Source organism: Natrinema sp. H-ect1, from assembly GCF_041821105.1.
In the GTDB taxonomy this organism is placed as follows: Archaea; Halobacteriota; Halobacteria; order Halobacteriales; family Natrialbaceae; genus Natrinema; species Natrinema thermotolerans.
The window spans coordinates 749,783-774,712 of sequence record NZ_JBGUBA010000001.1 but is presented as its reverse complement, the minus strand read 5'-3'; the positions used below and the strand labels follow the sequence as shown (position 1 = coordinate 774,712).

Genomic DNA, 24,930 nt, shown 5'->3' with positions numbered 1-24,930 from the left:
GAACGTAACGGGACCTACAGGCCGGTGGCACCGAACCGCAACCCTATATATACTGGACGTACAGCTATACGGTAGACAACCGACGGTTCACGCGAGTTTCCCCCGACATGAGTAGATACGAGTTCACGTGCCCCGAGTGCGGGCAGGAGATCGAGGTCAACGAATCGATGCGCGAGGCCACACTCACACACGGCTGTCCGGTCTGTGGGGCGTCGGTCTCGTCGGCGGACTTCGTCGCAGAACAGCAGACGAACTAGACTCGCTCCGAGTCGGCACTGGCCCGATCGCCCGCTCTTACTCCTCTCGATCGACTTCGGTTCGCCGTCCCGCCAGCGTTGCGGGCACGAGGCGGTAGAGTTCGATGTCGAGTGCGTCCTTCCCTTCGGCCCAGATTTCGAACAGCGGCCGCTTCGCGTCGCCGTACTGGGCGATCTGGTCCGGCGTCAGCTCCGCGGGCTCGATGCTTTGTAGTTCGCCGGTCGCGATGACGCTCCGGTAGGTCGAACCGGCTTCGTCGTAGACGACGAGTCGCCCTGCGGGCGTAGATTCGAGGAACTGCCGCTTCTCGCTGTCGGGCGTCGATACCATCCGCATGTAGAACTCCCGGGCGTCGTCGTCGTAGCCGTACGAGATCGGAATCGCGTACGGGTCGTCCGTCCGCGCGAGCGACAACACCCCCGTCTCGTGACGACTGAGGAAGTCGTCGATCTCCGCGTCGGTCATCTCGGTTTCCTGGTCGATAGCCATCGTCTGGGTGGTTCTTCAAAGGTGAAACACGATCTTTATAGTTGCCATCGACCGCGAGCGGCCGCGGCGCGACCGCGACGCCCTCGAGGGGCCGCTGACCGCCGCTACTCGTCGTCCTCCGGCGTGGCGATGACCACCGGCTCGCGGATCTCGAGGGCCGTCTCGAACTCCGCCTCGCGGTCGGTTCGTCGGCCGATCCGCAGGAGTTGCTCCTCGTGTGCGCGACGAACGGCCGACAGTTCGCGATCGGTTAGTCCGATCTCCTCGCCGATCCCCTCCCAGTGGCCCCAACCGACCAGGAAGGCCTCGAGATCGTCGTCGGCGTAGCATCGCTCGAACTCCCGGCGGTATCGCTCGCGGTCGGGGCCCACCCTCGCCTGCGCCCGCTCGATGAGGTCCGGCAGTCGGGTCGCCGGGACGCTCGCCTTCGCGGCCGTCAGCAGGAGGACCTGCCCCTCGATCGGTTCGCCCGCCATCTATCCGCCCGCGCGCATCGCCTTCTGTGCGAACTGCTCGACCAGCGGCTCGAGGGTCTCCTCGTCGCCCTCGAAGACGATCGTCACCTCGGTCAGTTGCAGCGACGGGCCGACGCCGACCCGCTCCGACGAGAACGTCGCCGTCCAGTCCTCGCCCTCGACGGTGTCGTCGGCGACCTGCTCGCCGCCCAGATTCGTCAGGTAGCGGACGACGAGCCGCTCGGAGATGCCGCGAAAGGACCGTTCGAGACTGGTTACCATACGTCCGATTCGACGGCCGGACGGATAAATTCGCGTTCAGCGGTAACGGGTTACAGGAGTGCGCGGAACGCGATGACGGCGCCGATTCCGCCACACAGCGACACCAGAATGTTCTCGGTGCGCCACATGATCGCCACCACGACGCCGGCTGCGCCCCACTCCGCGGGCCCGCCCGCCGCCAGCTCCGGCCCGAGGATCGCGATCACGATCGCGCCCGGCAGGACCGAGAGGCCGGCCTCGACTCGATCGCTCACCTCGAGTCGGGAGAGCAGCCAGAAGCCGCCGATTTTCGTGAGGGCGGTCACGATCGCCATCGCGAGGACGACGCCGACGACGAGCGGATCGAGCGCGAGCGGTCCCTCACTCATCATAGCGGACCACCTCGACGGCGGCGGCCGCGAACCCGCCCAGGAGGATGTACCACTGGCCGGACAGTAGGGCGTCGGCGACGACGGCGGTTGCGAGCGCGACGAGCCACGGCACCAGCGTCGCCCGCCCCTCCCAGAGTTCGAGCGCGAGCGCGACGAAGACCGCCGCGAGGACGAAGTCGAGGCCGTACCGGGCCGGGTCGCCGATCACGCCGCCGGCGGCCGCGCCGACGACCGTCGCCGCGACCCAGAAGAGCCACATCACGATCCCGGTCCCCAGCAGGAACGCGCCCCGGCTGCCTCCGTCTTTGAGTTCGCGCATCGTCAGTGCCCAGTTCTCGTCGGCCATCAGTAGGAGGCTGCCGTAGCTCCGAAGCGGGGTGAGTCGCTCGAGCCACGGGCGAAGCGCCGCGCCCATCAGCGAGTACCGGAGGTTGATCGCCAGCGTCGCGAGGAGGACGGTCGCAATGGGGATCGGCTCGGTCCAAAGCTCGACGGCGACGATCTGGGCCGCGCCGGCGAGTACCGTCGCACTCATCAGTGCCGCCTCGGCGACGCTCAGGCCCGCCTGGCGCGCGAGCATCCCGAAGGCGATCCCGTAGCCGCCGACGCCGACGGCGATCGGGAGACAGGTCAGGAAGCCGGCGCGGATCCCCTCGCGATCGAACGTGACCGACTCGGCCTCGACCTCGGCGGGTCGGCTCCCGCCGATCGAGTCCGGTGGCGTCTCGCCGGCGGCACCGCGATCCGCGTCACTGCTGTCGGTTTCCGTCACGTTCGACTCGAGTATCACGAGGCCTAAAGCGTTCTCGGAAGCGCTCGCGGAGCGCGGTGTCGGCGGTTCCCACGGCTGTCAGTCACGCACCATAGAGGAGCAATACCAGCGCGACGACGCCCACAGCGAGCCCGTACAGCGGCCCGACGAGGACCGCCAGCGCGGCCGCGGTTACGGCGGCGACGAGACCGAGAAACAGTGACGCCTGCTCGAGCCGTGATCGCGTCCCGTCGCGATCGATGAGCCAGTCGACTCCCAGCTCGAGGACGAGTTCGGCGGCTTCATCGAGCATACGCTGATCGTTTCGATCGACCAACAAAAGCGTCGGGGAAACGCCCCGGATCACCGTCCGATTTTCACCCTACCCGCCGGCGACCGGCGGGAACACCGACACCACGTCGCCCGCTTCGAGCGTCGTGTCGACGCCCTCCATGTGGACCACGTTGCGGCCGTTTTTCAACACGCTCAGTTGCGGCCGAACCTCGCCATCGGCGAGTAGCTGCCCCTCGAGGCCCTCGTACTCGGCCTCGAGGCTCGCGAGGACGTCGCCGACGGTGGCGTCGTCCGCCACGGTTCGCGTTCGCTCCTTCTCGCCGACGGCTTCCCGGAACGTGGCGAAGAATCGGAGATCGATGTCCATACCACGTACTCGCCGTCCAGCGACATAAGTCCGTCCGGTAACGCGGTACCGGGACGCGGCGGCCGTCCTCAGATCGGCTCGACCGTCGGCGACGACGCGTCGTCGTTGGGCTCGGCGTCGGTCCCGGCGAGCGCCGCCTCGATCGCGGCCATTCCTGCCTCGGCCGCCGCGTCGGCATCGTCGGCGTCGACGGTCACCGTCACCTCGACCGCAAGCGCGATCGTGTAGGGATCGAACGGCGCGGTCGGGTGTTCGTACACCTCGGCGTCGGCGATCTCCCAATCGGTCAGCCGGCCCTCCGCAACGAGCGCCTCGAGGGTCTCGCCGAGATCGGCCTCGGCCTCGTTGCAGGCGGTGGTATCGGATCCCCCATGGAGGGTGAGATGCGTCGTTCCGGTGCGGGAGACGGCGAATGCCATACCGTTTCCTACGCCGTCCTGAAGTTTCAACGCTTGGGGGAAGACGGTTCGAAACGGATCGCTGTCGCTACAGGTCTTGCAGCCGAATGCCGTCCTCGACCAGTCGCGCGTTTCGTTCCCGGTCGAGATGGTCGGCGAGGTCGTCGTGGTCGTACAGTTGGGCGATCACGTCGGCGTACAGCGTCCGCCACGCGATCGCGTAGATCGGCGACTGGCCCCACGCTCGGAGTTCGGGGACGAACGCGTCGTAGGTCTCGTAGCGCTCCTCGAACCGTTCGATGGCCTCGAGTATCCGTCCGGCGGCCTCGCGGTCGTCCGCGGCCTCCTCGCGGACGCGGTTGAGTTGGTCCTCCCAGCCCGCGACGGCCTTGTGCATGTCCGCCGCCGCGCTCTCGTCGTCGTCCGGCAGTCGCTCGAGGATCGGCTCCGGTACGCCAAGGGAAATTTCCTCCATGCGGCGTGATATGGGATCGACTGGCAAGAAGATGGTCCTCCGTCCTCGCGGTGGTGTCGGCGTCCGGCGCTCCGCGAGTACCGACGGGATGGGGTCACGACCGACGCTGTGGCTCGGCCTCCAATTCGTCCCGTAGGTCGGTCAGCCACTGACAGTACGTGTCGACGAGCCGGATCGCGAGGTCCTGCAGATCACGCCGGTACCCGGTCGGCTCCGCCAGCGTCTCTTCGTGAGTCGCTTTGACGTCGTGCCATCGGCTACGGGCCCGTTCGAACCGATCGATCAACGCGGCGAGCCGGTCGCGCCGTTCGTCGGTCGGGAGGTGATGGAGAAAGCCGATCGTCAGAACGAGTCGCGAGCCGCCCATCGGAATCTCGTCGTCGGGAATCGGCTCGTTCAACAGCGTCCGAAGTCGCTCGCGACCGTCGTCCGTGATCGCGTACTCGGTTTCCCGGCGGCCCGCCGCCGTGACCGACGTGACCGCCGTGACGTGACCCGCCTCCCGGAGCCGCTCGATGGTCGGCTCGAGCGCCCCGTACCCCGCTGTCCAGTATCGACTGAAGTTGTGCCGGAGCCGCTCGCGGACGGTTTCCGTGTCGGCGGGCTCCTCCGCGAGTACTCCCAATACGCCGAGTTCGGCGAACTGATTCGGTTCCATGCGTCCGAGTCCACTGTGGCTATGTATAGTGCTACCGCCAAACAGCGTATTCGTCGAGGCCGATGCGACGGATCGACTCGCTCTCCGGTGTGCTACGGCCAGACCGCCAGCATGACTTCGTCGACGTACTCGCCGTCGAGACAGTACTGCCCCTCGTGGGTTCCCTCCCGCTCCCAGCCGTTCTCCTCGAGGAAGGCGATCGCCCCGTCGTTGGTCGCGGGGACGTGCTGGTAGCACTTCTCGTAGCCCGCGTCGATCGCCCACTCGAGGCCGTATTCGAGCAGTTCTGTGCCGATCCCCTCCCGGCGGTGGTCGGGATCGACGCCGACGGTCACCTCGGCGGTATGACGGAGCGCCCGGCGTTCGGGTGCATCGACGTGGAGCCAGCCGACGACGTCGCCGTCCGTCGACGCGTCCGCGTTTCCGCCGGAATCCGCTTCCGATTCGCCCTCGTCATCGGACGCCGGCTCGAGGATCGCGGTGAAGACGACCCGCGCCCGGTCCTCGTTGGCCCGTACGAGCGCCCGATCGCGCTCGAGGTCGGTCGCGACGTGGTCGGCGACGACGTACGGCCCGTCGGCGGCGACCGTCCGCATCGTCTCGATGATCCCCGCCCGGTCCCGCCCGCGTGCCGGCCGGATGGTGACGCGCCCGTCCTCGCAGTCGAGGTCCGTCGTCGTCGCCGCGAGCGCGACCCGAAGCTTGCCGTCGGTCTCGGTCAGATGTCCCTCCGCCTGCAGTGCCTCGAGACACGTCCGGAGTTCGTCCGGCGTCGGCGGCACCGACTCGGTGTAGGTCCCCGACCGCGCGGGCTTGGAGGTGGCCCGGCCGTCGTCGACCGTGATCGTGCGGGCCAGCTCGTCGCAAGTGACGGCTCCGTTACGCTCGACGTACTCGTAGACGCGCCGCTGGAGGTCGGTCGTGAACGATCCCGTCGGGTCCGGTATCATATCTACGCCCGCGCCGACCGCCGCCATTAGTATGCGATCCGTATCGTCCGCCCCGTGGGACCGCTCGCGGCGACACCGCGAGTTCGATTCCGTTTCGGACCGTCGATCACCCCGTTCCGTCCGGCCAATCTCCGATTAGGGCCGCTCCGACGCAGTCGATGTCCGTCCAGCCCAGTACTGGAATTGCTATAGCAGCATATGGTTTATAAGATACTGTTCGAACGGACGTTCCCGTTCCGACCCCGGAGCAAGCGACATGCCCGACTCGATTCGACCGATCGTTCCGACCGGCAACTGGGCCGACGATCGGTTCGCCTCCCCCAGCGCCCGGCCCTTGTTTCCAGCTCACACGATTATACCGGCCGACGGCACGGCGTCAGTCACGACTGGGGATCCCGTGCCGCGACGGTCGGCTGCAACGCCGCAGTCGAATTCGTCGTCCGTCGGCGATCGAGTTCTACGATACCACCGGGTGGCTCGAGTCGGTGTCGGCCCGTTCGGAGCAGCCGGTTTTCGGGTCGTGACCCAGGGGTTTGAGGCCGGTGACGACGGTTCCCGACCGTCGGACGAGAACTGGATTCCGATCGGACTCGAGCGGGCCGGGTGGCCACGGGAAGTCCGGTCGTCGCCGATCGCTGTCGATGAGTCGCCCGCGATCGGCCGAACGGGTGAGTTGCCGGCCGTCGTCAGGGTCGTGCCCGGGGTGGTCGACTACGGTGATCGGCCGTCGGTTCGAACCTTCCCCGTCGACTGCGGACGCCGTTTCCGGGGCCGTTTCGGCTCGTCGCTACTTGCGGGCGGCGACGACGTCCCCGGCTGGCCGTCCGCTCAGTCCCTGAGTATCGAAGCCCGCGCGGACCGCGACCGGGCTGGGACGCGTCGCTATCGGCACGAGTCCGGTATGTTCGCCGGTCGGCTCGCTCGAGCGATCGCGGTCCGATCACGCTCGGTCGGTACTCCCCCCTGCTTCCCAGGTATAAATCACATATGGCGATACAGAAATGGAGATTCGGAGTCCGGTCCCGGGCGGTGGTGGTGTCAACGAGCCGATCGACGTCCGTCGTCGGCATTTGGCCGAAAGAGCCACTTAGGGGCCTCGAGCCCGTAGGACACGTATGACTGCATCTTCGGATCCATCCCCGACGCTTCCGGACGGCACCCGGCTCGGCCGGGCCGCACTGGTGGTCGCCGACCGCACTGCGACCGTCGACTTCTACCGCGACACCGTCGGCCTCCGTGTGTTAGAGCGGGCCGATCGAACGACGACCCTCGGAACCGAGGGGACGGCACTGCTGGTCGTCCGCGAGGACTCGACCGTCGCGTCGCGCGACGAGCGGGCGGCCGGTCTCTATCACACCGCCTTCCGGGTCCCCTCGCGGGCAGCGCTTGCCGCCGCCCTCGAGCGGCTCCGGGATGACTGGACGCTCGAGGGGGCCTCCGATCACGGCATCAGCGAGGCGCTGTACTGTACGGATCCCGCGGGCAACGGAGTCGAGATCTACCGCGACCGGTCCCGAGCGGCGTGGCCGCGGGCCGACGACGGCACCATCCGGGCCGACGGCGCGCCGCTCGACCTCGATGCCCTCGCGGCCGCCGGCGATGCCGGGCCGGCTCCCGCGGGGCCGCAACTGGTCCCCGACGGAACGACGATCGGCCACGTCCATCTCGAGGTGTCCTCGCTCGAGGCGGCGCGGTCGTTCTACGCCGACCGGCTGGGTTTCGACGTGACGATGACGGGCGTGCCCGGCGCGCTGTTTTTCGCCGCCGGGGGCTATCACCACCACGTCGGGACGAACACGTGGAACCGCCGGTCGGAGCCGGCCGGCGGGCGGGGACTGGCGTGGTTCGAACTGCTCGTCCCCGGTGAGGGGGCCCTCGAGGCAGTCCGGGAGCGACTCCTCGAGGCCGACGTTTCGATCACTGATCGTGGGGACGGGTTTGAGGTCGTCGATCCTGACGGGACCGCGGTTCGACTCCGACCGGGAACCGATAGTAGCCACTGACAGTCAATGCACACCCGATCGCACGACGGCTGTGCGATCGGTGTGTGACTCGTTTCAGTTGTTATTATAACTGGCTGGTGGGGCACTCGAGCGCCACCGTAAGCGACGGCCGATCCTCGCCGACCGTTCGGTCACTCCCATGATGGGTAATACGGACGGAGAGTCACTCTCGAGAGGGTCCGGCGCTAGGTTTACCCTTCTCGCGGATCTTTCGAACGGTAGTATGGCTGCTGTCGATCCCTCGTCGGACGCGCTCGCCGCTCGATTGCGGTATCGGGTGGCCGTCGCGACACTCGGCCAGCGGGCGCTCGAGTCGGCCGACCTCGAGGTGCGGACTGAGGAGACCGACGCCGGGATCGAGACCGGCCCCACGTCTTCGTGTCGATGGCGACCCCGACCAGCTTCGGCAGCTGTTCCAGAACCTGCCGGATTCCGCGATTACCTATTCGGGCGAACGAACCCCACGTATATCCGTATTCGCCGAGTACGATGGTCCGAGATGGAAGGTTTCAGTCCGCGATCGGGGATCGGAATCGATCCGAGGGAGACGGATCGTCTCTTCCGGGTGTTCGATCGGCTCCACGGCCGCGAGGAGCACGTCGGCACCGGCGGGGACTCGCGCTCTGTCGGCACATCGCCGAGCGCCACGATGGCGCGATCACCGTCGACTCGGAGACGGGCGGGGGAGCAGCGGTCTCCGTCGCGTTACCCACCACACCGAACCACGACTTGAGCGATGACTGAGACAGCACACACCCAGCCCGAGCCGGCCCGAATCCTGCTCGTCGAGGACAATCCCGGCGACGTTCGCCTGACCAAGGAGGCGTTCAAACAGGGTCGCATCGAGAACGACCTGTACGTCGTCTCCGACGGGACCGAGGCGTTGGAGTTCCTTTCCAAGCACGGCGAGTACGCCGATGCCCCCCGTCCGGACCTGATCCTGCTGGATCTCAACCTCCCCGGCAAGGACGGCGAGGACGTCCTCGAGGACCTCAAGGCCGATCCGAAACTGCAATCGATCCCGGTGATCGTGCTGACCAGTTCTCGGGCGGAAGAGGACATCGCCCGGTCCTACGAACTCCACGCGAACGCCTACCTCACGAAGCCGGTCGATCCGGACGAGTTCATCGAGACCGTTCGGGCCTTCGAGAAGTTCTGGTTCTCGGTCGTTCGGCTGCCACCGGAGGTCGATCCACAATGAGCGAGACCGACACCAGAGCGGCGGGCGACGCGGCCGACGCCCTTCGGGTCCTCCTGATCGAGGACAACCCCGGCGACGCCAGGCTGATCCAGGAGATGCTCCGGGATACCGAGGAACTGGCCCAGCGGGTCAGCCCCGGCGATGCGGCCGGTGGGGCACCCGATATCGTCCGCGAAACCCGCCTCGAGGACGGGCTCGCGACCGCCGAAACCGAACCGACCGACATCGTCCTGCTCGATCTGAACCTCCCCGACAGCGAGGGGCTCACGACCCTCGAGACGGTCCACGAGGAGACCGGCGAGACGCCGATCGTCGTACTGACGGGGGTTCGCGACCAGCAGGTCGGGGTTAAGGCGATCCAGCGGGGCGCACAGGACTTCCTCGTCAAGGACGAGGTGACCAGCGAACTGCTGGTGCGGACGATCCACCACGCGATCGAGCGTGCCCATCAGGAACGAAAGCGCCGCCAGCAACGCGAGCAGCTCGAGGCGCTAAATCGCCTCAACCGGATCGGCCACGACATCAGTCACGCGGTGATCACGACCGAGACGCGCACGGAACTCGAACAGCAGGTCTGTGACCGGCTCGCCGCGGAGGACGCCTACCGGTTCGCGTGGATCGGCGGTGTCAACCCGGGCAGCGACCGCATCGTCCCGAAGGCAGCCGCCGGCGTCGAGGACGGTTACCTCGACGAGATCGACGTCTCCGTCACCGAGGACGACGAGACCGGACGGGGGCCGGCCGGAACGGCCGTCCGGACCGGCGAGGTGCAGGTCATGAACGACGCGCAGGCGGATCCGGGGTTCGGACCGTGGCGGGAGGCCGCACGCTCCCGCGGTTACCGGTCGTCGGCCGCGGTCCCGATCGTCCACGAAGATCTCGTCTACGGCGTGTTGAACGTCTACTCGTCGTCGCCGCGGGCGTTCATGGGGGCCGAGACCGAGGTCCTCGCCCGGACCGGCGACGTCATCGCCCACGCGATCACGGCGATCGAACGCAAGGACGCCCTCGTCAGCGACGCCGTCGTCGAACTCGAGTTCCGCGTCGAGGACATGGCGGAGGAACTGGTCGAACTCTCGGCGGCGGAGTCGTGTACGATCGAGTTCGAACAGCTAGTCGGCGGCGACGAGGCGCTGTTGGCCTACGGCACGGCACGCGGCGTCTCGCAGGAAGCGTTCGAAGACAGCATCGACGACACCGACGGGGTCGGCAACGTTCGGTTCCTCTCGGTCAGGCGCGACGAACTCGAGTTCGAACTCGTCGCTCCGGCGGCGGTGTCGCTGTTCGAGACGATCGCGACCCACGGCGGCCGCGTCGCATCGGCAACGATCGCCGACGGCGAGTTCCGGTTCGTCGTCGAACTGCCGCGGGGCCGGGACACGCGCCGGATGATCGAACTCATTCAGGACCAGCGCGCCGACGCGACCTACCTCGCCCAGCGGACGACCGAGCGGAGCGACCGCAGCGACGCCGGCCCGTCGTCGGTCCTCGAGGACGAACTGACCGACAAACAGCGGGCGGCCCTCGAGACGGCCTACTTCGCGGGCTACTTCGACTGGCCGCGAGGCAGTACGGGCGAGGAGATCGCCGAACGCCTCGGTATCGCGCCTGCGACCTTCAACCAGCATCTGCGGACGTCCGAGCGGAAGTTCTTCGAGTCGGTATTCGGCGAGTAGCACGACCGAATGCTATCTCGGTGCCAGCCGGTCTCTAGCAGTTCCGTTCTCGGCCCCTGAACCACCGTGTGCCCGCCGCCCGATTTTTAGGCCACACGAAAAAATATAAGATAAATTATATGAGTGTGGGTGCCCTATAGACTACTGTGATGAACACGCAGCAGACCGTCCAACAGGAAGCCGGTACCGTCGAGGAGAATTCGCTCAGGCTCGAGCCCGAGAAGGCCGAGCAGATCGTCGAGGCGCTCAACCGCGATCTGGCGGACGCGTACGTCCTCTATCACCAGCTCCACAAGCACCACTGGAACGTCGAGGGCGCGGAGTTCCTCGACATTCACGTGTTCCTGCAGGAGGTCTACGAGGACGTCGAGGACGCCGCCGACGAGATCGCCGAGCGACTGCAGGCGCTTGGCGGCGTTCCACACGCGAACATGACGACGCTGGCTGAGAAGGCGACCGTCGAACCCGAAGACGAGGACGTCTACGACATTCGGACGTCGCTTGCCAACGACCTCGAGATGATGGGCGACATCATCGAGAGTACGCGCCAGCACATCGAACTCGCCGAGAACCTCGGCGATCACGCGACCGCCGAGATGCTCCGCGAACAGCTCGTGACCATCGAGGAACACACTCACCATATCGAACACTACCTCGAGGACGACACGCTGGTCCTCGAGTCGGCGACGAACTGACGGCCGCTCGTGCGGGGCGATCCCCCGCCGCGGCTCGAACCGCTCTCTCGACCCGGCTCTTGTTATTTCTCGATCGGCGTCTCAGACCGGCACGTCGATCGCTTCGACGTCTTCGGCCTCGAGCAGCGTTTCGGCGACGCGTTCGGTCACGAGCGGACTGACGCTGCCCGCCAGTGTCATCGCCTCGCGGTCGGGCTCCGCGAGGTCGAGGACTTCTCGGAAGAACGTCGACAGGACGACGTAGCGCTCGTGGAGGTCGGCGGCCGCCTCGCGTCCCTGTTCGGTTAGCGTCGCTCCCTCGTACGGTTCGTAGCGCAGATAGCCCCGCCGCTCGAGACGCTGGAGCGTCTCCGTCGTGACCGACGGCGACCGCTCGAGTTCGTCCGCGACGTAGCCCGGCGACACCGGCTCCCCGGTCTCCTGTGCGCCCAGATAGCACACGAGCAGGTACTGGGATGCGTCCGTCATCCATGCCGTGCGGACCGATTACGGCCGAGTCGCTGGCGGGCCTCACGAGCAGCGTCGGGGCGGGTCTCGGGTGACGCGACGGACTGCCGCGTCGGCCCGCGATCCCCGCGTGGATCGCCGTCCATATTATTTAGGCTTGCCTAAAACAATAAAGTAGTTGCGGCTCAGACGTTCCGTCGGTCGCCGTCGTCGCCACTGAAACGAGTGCCACACTGATCGCGGCTGTCGTCGGGCGAGGAAGTATGCAACCACTTTCGCGGCGACCGCCGGAGCCGGGCCGTCCCGGGGTCCGACCGGGATTACGCCCCGCGCGGTCCGGTCGCGGACGGCGTCGCCTCCTCGAGCGGACGACGAGCGGCCGCCGCGACGGTCACCATCGCGATCCCGGTCACGAGGAGGTTCGCGCCGACGAGCAGGCCGATCGCCCACGCCGCAGTCGCCGGGAAACCGGCCCAGAGGAGGCCGGCGAGGACGAGCGCGGCGACGCCGCTGACGGCGATCGAGGTCCGGCCGCGGGAGGCAGGCAGCCGCATCGCCGCCACGAGTTCCGTGATTCCCTCGACGGCCAGGTACGCTACGAGCGCGATCGTCAGGGTAACGAGCGCGATGGCTGGAGCCGCGAGTACCGCCGCTCCGGCGACGATCGAAACGACTGCCAGCGCAGTCTGCCAGGCCGAGCCGCGCCAGCCCCGCACCGCGAACGCGTGGCCCGCGTGGACGATCCCGCCCGCGATCAGGAGCAGTCCCAGCGCGAGCGTGACCGAGATCCCGGTCACGACCGGCACCGCCATCGCAAGCAGTCCGAGTAGCCCGACGATTCCGCCCGCGATCGCGAGCCGCCGCCAGTCGTTCTCGAGGTCGATGCCCTCGCCGTGTCCAGTGGGTGCTGTGATACTGTTCATCTCGTTCACCACATTTTTCTACGTCGCGTCTGGAGATAAAACGAGTTCACGGTTTGACGGTCTGTCCCGGCTTCGGACCGGTCCGAACGGGTCTCGGGGCCGCTCGAGCCGCTGTCGGAATCGGTCCGGCGAAACAGACATTGTCGTTCGGGTGCCACCTCGAAGCGTGACCGACGACCGTGACGATCGCGAGTGTGACCTCTGTGGGGAATCGGTGCCCGCGGCCGTCTATCGCGAACATCTACTCAAGGAGTGTCCGGGCCGGTAGCGGCGTCACCGTCCGTCGTTTTCCCGGGGCGAGAGGGAGGGAAACGCCTATGGGAGTCGTCGGAATCAGGGAGACACAGTGATGGGGGCGTTCGACGCGAGTCTCTGGGAGTGTCCGGCGTGTGGTCGATCCGTCAACCGATTCGTAAACGGCCGTCAGTGCCCGTCCTGCCGGGTGGACGGTTCGGAGGGCCGTGACTGTGATTCCGACGCGACGTGATTACTTCTCTTCGACGTGGCGGATCTCGCAGGCGATCCCGCGCGTACTCTCGGCCATCTCACGGCCGAACATCTCGGCACGGCCGACGGCGAAGGCCTGCGGACCCTCGACGATCACCTCGTCTCCGACGCGGATGTCCTCGTCGGCGTCGACGACTCCCGGCGCGAGGACGCTCCCGTGGGGGACGAAGCCGTCGATCTCGACGCGTTTGGTTGGTGCCGCGCTCTCGAGCCAGTGGCGCGCGCCAGCGAGCGTAAAGGAGAGGGTGCCGTACTGGGGGACCATCGTCGCGAGCTGGGTGTCCTCGTCGTCGCGCACCTGAATTTTGGGGTAGCGGCTCGTCGTCTGGATGTCCGCGAAGAGGTCGTCGCCGGCCCCGTCGCCGAGCAGGTAGTCGGCGAGCGCGCGGACGGTGTTGTGTTCGCGCTCGCGCTTGGAGTACTTCAACTCGCCCGACAGCGCCTCCGAGAGATTCGCGAGCGACTCGTCGTCGGTCGGGTGGTCGGCGACCGTATAGGTAATATCGAGGTCGAGCCGTTCCTCGACGCGTTCGACGATATCGCGGTAGCCCTCGTCGGGGACGTGGGCGACGATCTTCGGGTACTCGTTGCGCTCGAGGTACCGCTGTAGCACCTCGCTGACGAACTCCTTCTCGTCTTCCGTCCAGCGGCCGGTCACGACGGTGTCGTAGTGCTGGGCCGGGTAGGTCGTCTCGAGTTCCTGGGGCACGACGCCGATCGGCGAGGTCATCGAGACCAGGTGGCCGCGCCACTGGATAGCGTCGTGGAACTGGCGGTGGCTCTGTGACTCGCTGTAGGGCTTGGCGGCCGAACAGGGCACCAGCACCAGCGGGTTGTCGAACCGGTTGCGATAGCGCGTGGTCACCCGGTCGGCAAAGCGCTGGATCTCGACCCGGCGGAGGGTGTCGCCGGTCGCGGCGTCGATCCGTGCGTCCCGGAGGATCGGCGTCCGTTCCTCGAGGTAGCCCCACTGGTCGTCGAGTTCGCGCATGGCCGCGGTGAGCCACTGGTCGTGGCGGGCCTGCCCCTCGAGGTAGTCCCGCAGCCGCCCGTCGCGGATCCGCCGGCGGACGATCGCCAGTTCGGATTCGAGAGCGTGTCGGTTGTGGTCGGCACAGTCCTCGCGAGTGAACTCCTCGCGCGGCCCCTGACAGGCGGGACACGAGCAGGGGAGTTCCTCGAGGTCCTCGAGGAAGTAGGCCTCGTCGGTCGTCAGATAGCGGCCCTCGGTGCCCTTCACGACGGCCGCGGTCGCGTCGAACAGGTCGACGCCGGCGTAGGCGAGCAAGGCGACGTTTCGGGGCGTCGCGACGCCGGAGAACAGCAGGGCGGTGTCGGCCGGGATCGCCTCGCGGACGTCGACGACCGCTTCGACCAGCGCCGCCCCGTGGCCCATCACCGACTGGACGTCCGACAGCGCGTAGGCGTCCGTTCCCTGCGACTCGACGTCCTCGCTCGAGACGACCGCGACGCTGGGGTAGTCGACGTCTGGGGCGTCGACGGCGAACGATGCCTGGACCTCCTCGGGGGTGCCGCCGGGGAACGCCCGGTGGGGCAACACGGTAAGCCGGGACTCGTCGCCGTCGGGGAGATCGCGGTCCGCGCTCCAGAGCGACCCCGCGTCCTCGAGGACGTCGTCGACGAGTGCTGGCGTCGTTCGGGGCGAGGAGAGGCGGAGTTCGCCCACGCGCGCGGCCCCATCGCGCTCGTGAACTTCGAAGTATTCGGTCATACCCGATATGGCCGCGGCGAGCGAAAGAGGGTGTCGATAGCGAGCGGTCGGTTCGACCCGTCGTCGGCCGCGGCGAGGGCCGTCCCGGTCGTCGATTGATAGAAACGTGTGAAAATCAACCTTTATGATCACTCGGTCGGATGTCACTCGTATGGAATCGAAATCGAACCTCCGCTCTACGGACGGGTTCAGGGCGTTCCTGATCCTGCTCGTAGTCGCAGCAGTCGGACTCGCGACCATCGGCCTGCCGGTCGTCTACGGCGGGTCGACGACGACTGCTGTTGCAGCGGAACCGACCGTGGAATCGTATCAGACCGCCTCCCAAGCCGGCTCCGAACTCGGCGCGGCCGACGAGGTCTATCTCGGCGAGAACGGCAGCGCCGTCCTCGCATACGAGGACGACATGGAGGACCTCGACGAGTTCCAGGTCGGCATGGACGTCAGCGAAGGGCTGGCCTACATGCTGGTCGAGGGCGACTACGAGGAGACCGACGAGTTCGAGAGCGGCTCCGTCTCGGCGGTCCTCGATCAGGACGGCTTCACCGGGAACGGCTCGTTCGTCATGGAACAGCCGGAGGACCTGAAACGCCTCGACCTCGACGTCTCCGGTGAGGTCACCGACGAGACCAACGCGTTCGAGGCGAGTGCGACCGGCGCGTTCGCCGGCGAGGACTCGACCCCGACGACGGTCGAGTCCGACGGCCAGCTCACGATGAGCGCCGACCGCTTCGAGACGAGCGGCTCCGCGACCGTCACGGCCGAGAGCGCGATGGGCGCGACGAGCGACGGCCAGACCCTCGACGTCTTCCTCGAGGAGACCTCGAACGGCTACACTCTCGATGTGACCGATGAACGGACCGTCTCCAGCTACGCCGCGTCCGACTGGGAGACGCGAGAGCAGGCCAAGCAGACGCTCACCGAGCAGTACGCCAGCTTCGCCATGCAGCTCGGCGGGGATGCCGACGTCACGATCGAGAACTACAACTTCGACGAGAGAACCAACCGCCTCGAACTCGAGTTCACGATCGAGTACACCGGCATCGACAGCGGGATCGAACAGATGCTCCCGGTCATGCTGATGAACGACGACACCGCCGGGCTGAGCCAGGAAGAGGCCCAGGCGGTCGCGACCGGCGTCACCGACCTCGAGATCGAAACCGTCGACGTGCGGGTCGAAAACCGCGGTGACTCGATGAACGCCGAGTGGGACGTCAAGCTCTCGAACTACGACGAACTCACGATGGCGATGCTCGATGCGGCCGAATCGGCCGCCTCGGAGGAAGACCTCGAGCAGATGAACATCGAGGACGCCCGGACGGCCATCGAGGCACAGCAGGCCGCGAACCTCGAGACGAACATGGAGTGGGACGCGTCGCTCGAGCAGACCACCGGAGAGGAGTTGCAGTTCGACGTTCAGGCCTCCAGTGACACCGCGAACTGGGCCGACTACGTCGACGAACTCGAGTCCCGAGGTATCGACTCCATGAACGACGTCAAATTCGAACTGTCGGCCGACACCGACGGGGACCAGCTCTCGCTCGAGGGCATGTTCGAACTCGAGGGCCAGGAGCTGTCCCAGCAGGCGATCGACGCCATGGCCCAGTCGGCCCAGACCGGTCCGACCGGCACGACGTCGCCCGAGGCAACCCAGTTCATGCAGGCGCTGTCCGACGCCAACCTGCAGGTCGCTCGCGTCGACGCCGACATGAGCGACGGGACGGTGCGCCTCGAGGGCGGTGCGAAGTTCGAGGACATGAGCGAACTGACCGACACCGTCACGGGGACGATGGCCGTCAGCGGCGTCTCCAGTACGGCGTCCGGTGACACCGCATCGATGTACGTCCACGTCGAGGACATGGGCGACGTCGACACCGCCTCGGCCACGAAGGCCGATATCGATCACCTCGAGGTCGTCGGCGACGAGACGACCGTCCACGAGGCCGGCGAGTGGGACAAGGAGTTCCCCGCGGTCCCCACCGACACGATGAGCGAGTATCTCAGCACCGAAAGCGCCGAGACGAGTAACGAGACCGACGACGGCGACGACGAAGACGACAGCATCCCCGGCTTCGGTCCGGGGATCGCGCTCGCGTCGGTCGCGGGACTGCTGACGGCACTGCTGCTCCGCCAGCGGAACTGAGACGATCGCTTTTTTTTGGCCGTTCGACCGGTAGCGACGCGGCGCTCAGGCGCGTTCGAGATACGTCGCCGTCGCGGAGGTGTGGCCGCGGTTGAACGAGAGGATCTTGATGCGGATCGCGTCGGTCGGCTCGCAGTCGGCGGGGACGTCCTCGACGAAGACGACGAACCCTTCCACCTTGCCGACGGCCCGTCGCTCACCGGAGTGGTGATCGGTGAACTCCCGAATGGCGACGGTCTCGACGTCGCCGATATCGACCGGTGGGTCGCGGTCCTGTGCCTCCTCGTGGCGCTTTCGGGAGCGCTGCGCGGCCGCCGACCGCCCGCGGCCACGAATCCGTCTGAACAGCCACGTTCCGATCACGAACGCAACGAGCAGCCCGCCGCCGAGTACGGCTGGTCCGAACATACCGGGAACGGGAAGCGCCGAGGGTTTCGGTGTTCCGATCCGGATAGCCCACCGCTGCGGTCGGTCGGAAACGTTCCGTCAGTGCGGACGAGTGACCGGTCGCCGCGACGCGCGAGGGCAGCCAGCCGTTCCGAACAGAGTGGGAACCGAATTGCGACACAGCGAACGTGAGACGGTTGATTTCGACGTACAAATAGCGCTCTACCCGAGACAATCGCCGTCATCGTTTTATACGCAACGCCGCTTGAGTACGTCGTGACAAACTCCTCCACCGGCACCGGCGGCGACGCAGTCCACGAGACGGTCAGTAGCGCGGTCGTCAACGTGATCGCGACCCACCGGAACGTCGATCCGGTCGATCTCCCACCCCTCTACGAGTGGATCGATCCGGACGCGATCGACGCCCTCTTCGAGCCGACGCGGACCGGCGGCCCTCGGCACGGTCGCCTCGAGTTCGACTACGACGGGCAGCGGGTCGCGGTCGACTGTACCGACGACGTCGAGATCTCGATCGACGGTACGTCGGCCGCCCCGTCGGTCTCGGTTCGCCAGTCCAACGCGTAACCTCGCTCCCGCCGGAACCCGGCCGCGACGGCCGATTCCTCGTTTTCCTACTCGAGTCGCCCCGGCTCACGCCTCGTCAGCGAGATCGACGAGGGCCACCCCGTCGGGGAGTCGCTCGAGGACGTCGGCGGGCCAGTCCCGATGGGCCAGCGTGACGCTGGTCTCCGGGCTCGTCTCGACGAGGCGAGCGACGCCGTCGGCGGCGGCCTCGAGGGCGGCCCGATCGGTCCGCTCGGGGGTCTCGGCGGTGAGCGGATACGTCTTCGAGAGCGCCCGCGGGAAGGGACCGAACGGCGGTTGGACCCGCCAGACGTCGTCGTACCCCGCGTCGGGCGCGGATCGGTCGACGGTGAGCAACAGCGAATCCGGCACCGAGAGCCGCTCGAGCCGTCGGTGATGCCGGACGACTTCGGGCCGGCGGGCGCTCTCGTGGGAGGTGTAGAAGAACGACCCCTTCGAGACGGGATCGGATCGCTCGAGTTGGGCGGCGTGATCGAGCAGCGTGCGGTAGCCGTCGAGCATCGCCGGATGTGAGCGGGCGCGTTGCTCGACGAGTTCGAGCAGGTTTCCGGCCCGGATCGCCTGCTTGATCCGGCGGATTTCCGCGAAGGTGACGTGGAGGTTGTGGGCGGCCAGTTCGGACTCGCGCTCGGCGTCGGGCAGCGCGCGCAGTTCGGCCGGCGAGTGATCGGTACAGACGGCACACGAACAGGGGAGGTAGTCCAGATCCGCGAGATGTCTGGTGCCACGGACCGTCAGGTAGCGGTCGTCGCGGGCGTACAGCGCGTAGGCCGCCGAGTCGAACAGGTCACAGCCCGCGGCGACGGCCAGCGCGAACATCATGGGATGGCCGGCCCCGAAGAGGTGGACCGGCGCGTCGGCTCCCAGTCCCCGCTTGGCGGCGGCGACGACCTCGATCATGTCGTCGTACCGGTAGTCGTTCATCAGCGGGACGACCGCGCCGACCGGAAAGACGTCGAGGTCGGTTCCCGCAGCGTGGCGGCCGGCCTGCTCACGAAGATCGGGGTAGGTCGAGCCTTGGACCGGCGCGCTGACGAGCATCTCGCCCGTATCAACGTCCTCGGCGATCTCGAGGCGTTCCTGTGTCGTCTCGAGGTCGCTCGCGGCCCGATCGTGGGAGACGTCCGGCGGGGTCGGGATGTCGACCGGCGTGGCGATGTCGGAGCCGATCTCGCGCTGGAAGTCGAGGATCTCCTCGGTGGTGACGTCGATTTCGCCGTACTCCGAGAGCTGGAACGAGCCGGAGTCGGTCATGATCGCGCCCGGAAAGTCGAGCAAGTCGTGGAGCCCCTCCTCGAGGGCCCGCTCGTGGAGCGTGTCGTCGCCGTGGATAATGTAGGAGTTCGTGATGAGGATCTCGGCGCCGAACTCGTCGGCGAGCCGACGGGGGCTGATCGTGTCTAAGTTCGGGTTGATGACCGGTAACAGGGCCGGGGTCTCGACGGTCGTCCCGGCGCGGGGAACCGTTAGCTCCCCGATACGGCCGCCGGCGTCGGTGTCCCGGATCTCGAAGGACTCGCGCATTGGCTTCGGGTTGGCCCGTCGGACGTAAGTCGTGACGGTTTTCGAGCGACGGATCGACGGGACCTCTCTCGATCAGTCGAACCCATAGCGTTTGTGCGCGTCATCGATATCCAGCAACTCGACGACGCGAACTTCTCGCTCGTCCTCGAGGACGTCGTAGAACGCCGTGTGGGTCCGGCCGATATGCAGTCGATAGAGTTCTTCGCCGTCGACGATAAGCTTCTCCTTATCACCGCTCCCGGAATCGGGTCGCGGATACGGGTCGGACTCGAGTTTCCGCAGGTTTTCCCTGACGATCCGCGTACTCTTTTCATCGAGAGCGGCGACGTACTCGCGTGGCTGGTCCGCGAGCAGAACCCTATAACTCATCGAGTGCCGTCAACGCCTCGCTATCGGTATCCCGGACCTCCCGCGTCCGTTCGGCAAGTTCCCGCCGCTTGTGTTCCCGAATCAACTCCGCGAGGAGATCGTCGTACGTTTCGCCGGCCCCCTTGAGTTCGTTCAGTTCCTCCCATCGCTCTTCTGTCACCGGAATCCGCTTGCTTGCGTTAGACATGGGTTCGGCTACGTGTGATATTTACAGTCCTTACAACGTAACTCCTTCGCCGGCTACCGATGTCTCGACGGGATGGCGTTCGGAACGGCATAGACGAAGGCGCTTTACGCTCCGGGCCGCTTGCGTCTCCTAATGAGCAAACCGAGCCCCGAGGTCTACGAGCAGGGCAAGGGCATGGACGCCCACAATCAGGCGATGCGGGAGATCCGCTCGCGAAAGGAGGCCAGCTACGACCCCCACGAGCCGACCCGCGTCTGGCTCGATGAGGACAACACGCCCGACGGCGTCAAGACGAGCCTGACGATTATCCTCAACACCGGCGGCTGCCGGTGGGCCCGCGCCGGCGGCTGTACGATGTGTGGCTACGTCGCCGAAAGCGTCGACGGTGGGTCGGTCTCCCACGACGCTCTGATGGACCAGATCGACGTCTGTCTGGCCCACGAGGCGGACAATGCTGACGAGCCGGCCGACCTCATCAAGATCTACACCTCCGGCTCGTTCCTCGACGAGCGCGAGGTCGGTGCGGAGAGTCGCCGGGCGATCGCCGACACCTTCGCGGACCGCGACCGGATCGTCGTCGAGTCGCTGCCCGACTTCGTCGACCGCGAGAAGATCGGCGACTTCACCCAGCACGGACTCGATACGGACGTCGCGATCGGCCTCGAGACGGCGACCGACCGCGTCCGTCACGACTGCGTGAACAAGTACTTCGACTTCGCGGACTTCGAGGACGCCTGCGCCGAGGCCGCCGCTGCTGACGCTGAGGCGGACGGCGACGTCGAGGCCGGCATCAAGGCCTACCTGCTGATGAAGCCGCCTTTCCTCACCGAGTCCGAAGCCGCCGAGGACATGATCTCCTCCGTCGAGCGCTGTGCCGACGTCGACGGCTGCCATACCGTCTCGATGAACCCCTGTAACGTCCAGCGCTACACGATGGTCGACGACCTCTACTTCGAGGACGGCTACCGGCCGCCGTGGCTCTGGTCGGTCGCCCACGTCCTCGAGGAGACCGCGGACGCCGACGCGATCGTCGTCTCGGATCCGGTCGGCCACGGCTCCGACCGCGGCCCGCACAACTGCGGGGAGTGTGACGACCGCGTTCAGAAGGCGATCAAGGACTTCGATCTGCGGCAGGACCCATCGGTCTTCGAGCAGGTTTCCTGTGAGTGCGAACTGACCTGGGAGACGGTCATCGAGCGCGAGCGGAGCTTCAACCAGCCGCTAACCCGATAACGGCGGCAGTCGCAGGACGAACCGTTTTGGCACTGGCGCGGGTCGGGCGGATATGGCGCTTCCCGTCCCATCCCGATACGTCAACGAACTCGAGCCGACCGTCCTGATCCTCATTGGTATTCTCCTCGTCGTCTTTCCCGAGCCTGCCACCTCCGCGTTCGGCGCAGGACTGCTGTTGCTGGGGCTTGGCTGGTGGTTCTACGAGTGGGGTCGGTAGCGCGGCCGCCGCCTCATACGGTTCACTGTCGGTTACCACCGGTGTACCTGCGACGGTCCTGCGGGGACACCGGTATACAGTGACAACAACCCGTCTCAGTCGCCGGTAGCCGGCTCGTCCGACGCCGAGCGGATCGGTTCCGCGTCCGCGCGCGGGACCTCGAGCGTGACGACGGTCCCGCGGGGGTCGTTGTCGGCGAAGGAGAGCTGACCGCCGGTCTGGGTGACGACCCAGTTGACGAGCCAGAGGCCGAGTCCGCTGCCGTGGCGCAGTTGGGTGATCTCCCGTTCGCCCTCGAGCAGTTCGCGCTCCTCGTCGGGGATGCCGGGGCCGTCGTCGGCGATCGAGAGCGTCAGCAGTTCGTCGTCCGGGCAGTCCCGAAGGGTCACGTCGATGGCCGGCCGGTCCCGATCGCTGTGTTCGACGGCGTTCTCGAGGACCTGGTAGATCGCCGTCTCGAGGTATTCGTCGGCGCGCGCCTGGACACCGTCCGGCAGCGTTCGGGTGACCTCGACCGCCGGCGCAGCGTCCTCGAGGCGGTCGATCGCGCGGTCGATCGCCGCCGAGATGTCGAGCGGGCCGGTCGGTGCCTGATCGCAGTCGAGGACGCGCTCGACGGCGCGGGTCTTCTCCGCGAGCCCGACGAGTTCGTTCGTCCGGTTTCGAATGGTTTCGACGTACTCGTCCTCGCCGACGGCGTCGGCGAGCATCTCGGCACAGCCCTCGATGATGTTCATCCCGTTTCGCAGGTCGTGTCGCAGCACGCGGTTGAGGATCTCGAGGCGTTTCTGGCGCTGTTTCCGTTCGGTGATGTCGGTGTACAGGCCGAAGGCGCGGTCCGACGAGCCGTCCATCTCGATCGGGACGACCCGGAGCCGGAAATCGCGCAGGCCGTTCACGGTCCGTCGTTTGACCTCGGCCTCGCCGACCTTGCCCCTGCTGCCGCGTCGGTTGAGCGTCTCGGCCTCGTCCGTCCTGTCGGTCGGCACGACGAACTCGTCGAGCGACTCGCCGACGAGGGTCGACTCCTCGTAGCCGAAGAGTCGCTCGAACGCCGGGTTGACTGCCTCGACGATCGGCCCGTCCGAGAGGTTGCTGACGCTGACGACGCCGTCGGGGACGTTCTCGAACAGGGCGGCGAACCGGTCGCGCTCGGTTCGTAGCCGCTCCTCGAACGCGATCCGGTCGAGCGCGTCGGCGACGTGAGAGAGCAACAGCTCCGTCAACTCCTCGTCGGTCGGGGAAAACGCCGACGGCTCCCGGGAGACGGCCTGGAACACGGCCCGATCGCCGATCGGGGCCGTCAGGACCGACCGGCAGCCCTCGATCCGTGGCGTTCGATCGCCCGTCACGTCGTCCAGTCGGAACAACTGGCCGGTGCGATAGGTTCGGCCGGCGAGACAGCCGTCGATCGGGGTCCTGTCTTCGGGGTCGGCCGTGAGAGCCGACGACGCGGCTTCCGTGACGAGTTCGTCCCCGCTGACCATGTCGATGACACAGCCGTCGAAGTCAAGGACATCCTCCGCGGCTTCGATGGCCACGTCGTAGATCTCCGCGCGGCTCTCACAGCCGTCGAGCCGGGAGGCGACGCCGTGGAGCCCCTGAATCTTCGCCTTTCGATCAACCAGCTGTCGCTCCATGCGCTTGCGGTCGCTGATGTCGCGGGCGATGCCGACCGTTCCCTCGAGTTCCCCGTCGGTCGTCAACAGCGCCATGTTGACCTCGGCGGGCGTTTCCGTCCCGTCCGTATTCGTCAGCGTGATCTCGTAGGTCGCGACGCGTCGGTCGTCGTCGGCCAGCAACTCCTCGACGTAGCGTTGCCCGCGCGCGACGCTTTCGTCGGTGAGTATCGTCGAGACGTGTTCGCCGAGGAGGTCGTCGCGATCGTAGCCCGTCGTCGTCGCCATCGTATCGTTGACGGTCACGAACCGGCCCTCGTGGTCGAGTTGATAGACGCAGTCGCCGACCGTCTCGACGACCGTCTTCGTTCGCTCGAGTTCGCGTTCCCGAGCGGCCCGATCGAGCGCCGCCTCGGCCGTCGTCGCGAGGACGTTGAGGAGGTTGCGTTCGGCCTCGTCGAGTTCGCTCGTCGCGGGGGACGCCACCGAGAGTATGCCGTGATCGCCGAGCGGCTGGAGGACCGCGTTCCCCATGCCGATCGTGACATCGTAGGGGACCCGGTCGGTTGATGGCTCCTCGACGACGGTCGATTCCCCCTCGGTGTAGGCGTTCCAGAGGCTCGTATACTCGCCGCCGACCGACGAAATATCGCCGGTACGACGGTCGAGTTCGGACGTGATGCCGGCGAGTTCGAGGCGGTCGGTTTCCTCGTCGTAGTACCTGATCGAGCCCAGCGGCCGGTCGATCACGTCCTCGGTCGCCGCCATGACGATGTCGGCGATCTCGTCGGTCGATTCCGCCCGGAGCAGCTCACGGGTCGTCTCCTGCAGCGCCTCGAGCGCGGTCGCGCGCTTGACGTCCGCGGTGATGTCCTGCCCGAACGAGAGGACGCTGACGATCTCGCCGTCCTCGACGATCGGCGTATTGAACCACTCGCAGGTTATCGTCGTCCCGTCCTTGCACCGGTTGCGGTTGACCTGTCGCGAGGGCAACTCATCCGGGTCGCCGTCGACGAGTCGCTCCCAGTACTCCCGGACCGCTTCGCGGTCCCCCTCGGGAACGAGGAAGTCGGGCGCGACCTGGCCCATCGCCTCGTTGGCGGTGTAGCCGAACAGTTCCGTCGCCGCCGGGTTCCAGTTTCGGACCCCGAACTCGAGGTTCCACTCGATGATCGCGAGCGGCGACTGTTCGACGAGCAGTTCGAGTCGGCTCGAGGGATCGGCCGTCGATGACGGAACGGCCTCGAACGGACGCTTGTGTTCGGTGTCCGACGGGTCACGGTTTCCGTTCTCTCGGTCCGCAAGCAGTTTCCGAAGCCGCTCGAGGAGCGGTTCCGTTCCCTGTGATCGGGGGACGTAGCCGTCTGCCCCCGCCGCGACGACATCGCCTGCGAGCCGTTCGCTGCCGCCATCGGGGAAGACGACGATCGGCACGTCGGCCCGCCGGTCGCGGAGTCGCCGACAACACGCGACCGGGTTCACGGCCGAACCCGAGCCGGCGATCACGATGCAGTCGGCCGTCCCGAGTCGGTCGAGACACTCGGCGACCGACCGAGTCGACGCGACCGAGACGCCGCGCTCCTCGAGGGCGCGTTCGGCGTCGCCGGTGTCGGTACCGATGACGACGGCTCGCGTGTCCGGACCGATGATCCTATCCATGCCTCGATAGTCCGGTCGTGTTCAACGAACTAGCCCCCTATTACTGTTTCACTCAGT

The 24,930-nt window shown here is 66.9% G+C and carries 29 protein-coding genes; 10 read left to right on the top strand and 19 right to left on the bottom strand.

The window, feature by feature from the left end; all coding sequences use genetic code 11:
• Nucleotides 1-107 precede the first annotated feature (107 nt).
• The gene (locus ACERIM_RS03935) at nucleotides 108-257 is read left to right on the top strand and encodes an FmdB family zinc ribbon protein (protein ID WP_006181366.1); all 150 of its coding nucleotides are present in this window, start codon (nucleotides 108-110) and stop codon (nucleotides 255-257) included.
• 37 nt (nucleotides 258-294) lie between these two features.
• Here ACERIM_RS03935 and ACERIM_RS03930 read toward each other — a convergent pair whose 3' ends face one another.
• From ACERIM_RS03930 to ACERIM_RS03880, 11 genes are all read right to left on the bottom strand, one after another.
• Nucleotides 295-747, bottom strand: a complete 453-nt coding sequence (locus ACERIM_RS03930) for a pyridoxamine 5'-phosphate oxidase family protein (RefSeq protein WP_006181365.1) — start codon at nucleotides 745-747, stop codon at nucleotides 295-297.
• 104 nt (nucleotides 748-851) lie between these two features.
• Nucleotides 852-1,223, bottom strand: coding sequence for a hypothetical protein (locus ACERIM_RS03925; RefSeq protein WP_373631338.1), 372 nt, complete (start codon nucleotides 1,221-1,223; stop codon nucleotides 852-854).
• Nucleotides 1,224-1,484, bottom strand: a complete 261-nt coding sequence (locus ACERIM_RS03920) for a hypothetical protein (protein ID WP_006650185.1) — start codon at nucleotides 1,482-1,484, stop codon at nucleotides 1,224-1,226. It abuts the gene before it with no gap.
• A gap of 50 nt (nucleotides 1,485-1,534) precedes the next feature.
• Nucleotides 1,535-1,855 (bottom strand): AzlD family protein, encoded by a 321-nt coding sequence (locus ACERIM_RS03915; protein WP_006181362.1) that lies wholly within the window; start codon nucleotides 1,853-1,855, stop codon nucleotides 1,535-1,537.
• Complete coding sequence (locus tag ACERIM_RS03910; RefSeq protein ID WP_049964955.1) at nucleotides 1,845-2,627, bottom strand: AzlC family ABC transporter permease; 783 nt, start codon at nucleotides 2,625-2,627, stop codon at nucleotides 1,845-1,847. The genes ACERIM_RS03915 and ACERIM_RS03910 overlap by 11 nt, the downstream gene beginning before the upstream one ends.
• 82 nt (nucleotides 2,628-2,709) lie before the next feature.
• The gene (locus ACERIM_RS03905; protein WP_006650188.1) at nucleotides 2,710-2,919 is read right to left on the bottom strand and encodes a hypothetical protein; all 210 of its coding nucleotides are present in this window, start codon (nucleotides 2,917-2,919) and stop codon (nucleotides 2,710-2,712) included.
• A gap of 69 nt (nucleotides 2,920-2,988) precedes the next feature.
• Nucleotides 2,989-3,267, bottom strand: a complete 279-nt coding sequence (locus ACERIM_RS03900) for a ubiquitin-like small modifier protein 1 (protein ID WP_006181359.1) — start codon at nucleotides 3,265-3,267, stop codon at nucleotides 2,989-2,991.
• A 68-nt stretch (nucleotides 3,268-3,335) separates the two neighbouring features.
• Nucleotides 3,336-3,686: a hypothetical protein gene (locus tag ACERIM_RS03895; protein ID WP_373631335.1), complete on the bottom strand. Its 351-nt coding sequence runs from the start codon at nucleotides 3,684-3,686 to the stop codon at nucleotides 3,336-3,338.
• A 67-nt stretch (nucleotides 3,687-3,753) separates the two neighbouring features.
• Nucleotides 3,754-4,140 (bottom strand): hypothetical protein, encoded by a 387-nt coding sequence (locus ACERIM_RS03890; RefSeq protein ID WP_006650190.1) that lies wholly within the window; start codon nucleotides 4,138-4,140, stop codon nucleotides 3,754-3,756.
• A gap of 94 nt (nucleotides 4,141-4,234) precedes the next feature.
• A complete protein-coding gene (locus tag ACERIM_RS03885; protein WP_373631334.1) occupies nucleotides 4,235-4,798 on the bottom strand; it encodes a PadR family transcriptional regulator in 564 nt (187 codons plus the stop codon).
• Nucleotides 4,799-4,890: 92 nt separating this feature from the next.
• Complete coding sequence (locus ACERIM_RS03880; RefSeq protein WP_373631333.1) at nucleotides 4,891-5,748, bottom strand: N-acetyltransferase family protein; 858 nt, start codon at nucleotides 5,746-5,748, stop codon at nucleotides 4,891-4,893.
• Between the two features lie 1,115 nt (nucleotides 5,749-6,863).
• Between ACERIM_RS03880 and ACERIM_RS03875 the strand changes: the two genes are divergently transcribed.
• The 5 genes from ACERIM_RS03875 (at nucleotide 6,864) to dpsA (ending at nucleotide 11,323) form a co-directional block, all read left to right on the top strand.
• The gene (locus tag ACERIM_RS03875) at nucleotides 6,864-7,751 is read left to right on the top strand and encodes a VOC family protein (protein WP_373631331.1); all 888 of its coding nucleotides are present in this window, start codon (nucleotides 6,864-6,866) and stop codon (nucleotides 7,749-7,751) included.
• Between the two features lie 384 nt (nucleotides 7,752-8,135).
• Nucleotides 8,136-8,495, top strand: a complete 360-nt coding sequence (locus ACERIM_RS03870) for an ATP-binding protein (protein WP_373631329.1) — start codon at nucleotides 8,136-8,138, stop codon at nucleotides 8,493-8,495.
• The gene (locus ACERIM_RS03865) at nucleotides 8,488-8,952 is read left to right on the top strand and encodes a response regulator (protein WP_373631328.1); all 465 of its coding nucleotides are present in this window, start codon (nucleotides 8,488-8,490) and stop codon (nucleotides 8,950-8,952) included. The genes ACERIM_RS03870 and ACERIM_RS03865 overlap by 8 nt, the downstream gene beginning before the upstream one ends.
• Nucleotides 8,949-10,628 (top strand): bacterio-opsin activator domain-containing protein, encoded by a 1,680-nt coding sequence (locus ACERIM_RS03860; protein WP_373631327.1) that lies wholly within the window; start codon nucleotides 8,949-8,951, stop codon nucleotides 10,626-10,628. The genes ACERIM_RS03865 and ACERIM_RS03860 overlap by 4 nt, the downstream gene beginning before the upstream one ends.
• Before the next feature lie 149 nt (nucleotides 10,629-10,777).
• The gene (gene dpsA, locus ACERIM_RS03855) at nucleotides 10,778-11,323 is read left to right on the top strand and encodes a DNA starvation/stationary phase protection protein DpsA (protein WP_049964897.1); all 546 of its coding nucleotides are present in this window, start codon (nucleotides 10,778-10,780) and stop codon (nucleotides 11,321-11,323) included.
• An 81-nt stretch (nucleotides 11,324-11,404) separates the two neighbouring features.
• Here dpsA and ACERIM_RS03850 read toward each other — a convergent pair whose 3' ends face one another.
• The 3 genes from ACERIM_RS03850 to arcS all read right to left on the bottom strand — a co-directional run bounded on the left by ACERIM_RS03850 (nucleotide 11,405) and on the right by arcS (nucleotide 14,932).
• Nucleotides 11,405-11,791, bottom strand: coding sequence for a metal-dependent transcriptional regulator (locus ACERIM_RS03850; RefSeq protein ID WP_006650197.1), 387 nt, complete (start codon nucleotides 11,789-11,791; stop codon nucleotides 11,405-11,407).
• 299 nt (nucleotides 11,792-12,090) lie between these two features.
• Nucleotides 12,091-12,693, bottom strand: coding sequence for an HdeD family acid-resistance protein (locus ACERIM_RS03845; RefSeq protein WP_373631325.1), 603 nt, complete (start codon nucleotides 12,691-12,693; stop codon nucleotides 12,091-12,093).
• Nucleotides 12,694-13,180: 487 nt separating this feature from the next.
• Entirely contained in the window at nucleotides 13,181-14,932 is a 1,752-nt protein-coding gene (gene arcS, locus ACERIM_RS03840) for an archaeosine synthase subunit alpha (protein WP_373631324.1), read from the bottom strand.
• 151 nt (nucleotides 14,933-15,083) lie between these two features.
• Between arcS and ACERIM_RS03835 the strand changes: the two genes are divergently transcribed.
• A complete protein-coding gene (locus tag ACERIM_RS03835; protein WP_373631323.1) occupies nucleotides 15,084-17,072 on the top strand; it encodes a hypothetical protein in 1,989 nt (662 codons plus the stop codon).
• A gap of 45 nt (nucleotides 17,073-17,117) precedes the next feature.
• Here the strand turns inward: ACERIM_RS03835 and ACERIM_RS03830 are convergent, their stop codons facing one another.
• The gene (locus tag ACERIM_RS03830; protein ID WP_006181344.1) at nucleotides 17,118-17,480 is read right to left on the bottom strand and encodes a TRAM domain-containing protein; all 363 of its coding nucleotides are present in this window, start codon (nucleotides 17,478-17,480) and stop codon (nucleotides 17,118-17,120) included.
• A gap of 255 nt (nucleotides 17,481-17,735) precedes the next feature.
• Here ACERIM_RS03830 and ACERIM_RS03825 point away from each other — a divergent pair, with 255 nt between their 5' ends.
• A complete protein-coding gene (locus ACERIM_RS03825) occupies nucleotides 17,736-18,044 on the top strand; it encodes a HalOD1 output domain-containing protein (RefSeq protein ID WP_373631322.1) in 309 nt (102 codons plus the stop codon).
• Nucleotides 18,045-18,110: 66 nt separating this feature from the next.
• On the opposite strand, the gene tgtA is transcribed toward ACERIM_RS03825, so the two are convergent.
• From tgtA to ACERIM_RS03810, 3 genes are all read right to left on the bottom strand, one after another.
• Nucleotides 18,111-19,589 carry a tRNA guanosine(15) transglycosylase TgtA gene (gene tgtA, locus ACERIM_RS03820; RefSeq protein WP_373631321.1) on the bottom strand — a complete coding sequence of 493 codons (1,479 nt, stop codon included), beginning with the start codon at nucleotides 19,587-19,589 and terminating at the stop codon, nucleotides 18,111-18,113.
• Nucleotides 19,590-19,661: 72 nt separating this feature from the next.
• Nucleotides 19,662-19,958 carry a type II toxin-antitoxin system RelE/ParE family toxin gene (locus ACERIM_RS03815; RefSeq protein ID WP_373631319.1) on the bottom strand — a complete coding sequence of 99 codons (297 nt, stop codon included), beginning with the start codon at nucleotides 19,956-19,958 and terminating at the stop codon, nucleotides 19,662-19,664.
• A complete protein-coding gene (locus ACERIM_RS03810) occupies nucleotides 19,948-20,145 on the bottom strand; it encodes a hypothetical protein (RefSeq protein WP_049964891.1) in 198 nt (65 codons plus the stop codon). The genes ACERIM_RS03815 and ACERIM_RS03810 overlap by 11 nt, the downstream gene beginning before the upstream one ends.
• Nucleotides 20,146-20,277: 132 nt before the next feature.
• On the opposite strand from ACERIM_RS03810, the gene ACERIM_RS03805 reads away from it, so the two are divergent.
• Entirely contained in the window at nucleotides 20,278-21,378 is a 1,101-nt protein-coding gene (locus tag ACERIM_RS03805) for an archaeosine biosynthesis radical SAM protein RaSEA (protein ID WP_373631317.1), read from the top strand.
• A gap of 52 nt (nucleotides 21,379-21,430) precedes the next feature.
• Complete coding sequence (locus ACERIM_RS03800; protein ID WP_006181340.1) at nucleotides 21,431-21,595, top strand: hypothetical protein; 165 nt, start codon at nucleotides 21,431-21,433, stop codon at nucleotides 21,593-21,595.
• Between the two features lie 95 nt (nucleotides 21,596-21,690).
• Here ACERIM_RS03800 and ACERIM_RS03795 read toward each other — a convergent pair whose 3' ends face one another.
• A complete protein-coding gene (locus ACERIM_RS03795) occupies nucleotides 21,691-24,873 on the bottom strand; it encodes a PAS domain S-box protein (protein WP_373631315.1) in 3,183 nt (1,060 codons plus the stop codon).
• Nucleotides 24,874-24,930 lie beyond the last annotated feature (57 nt).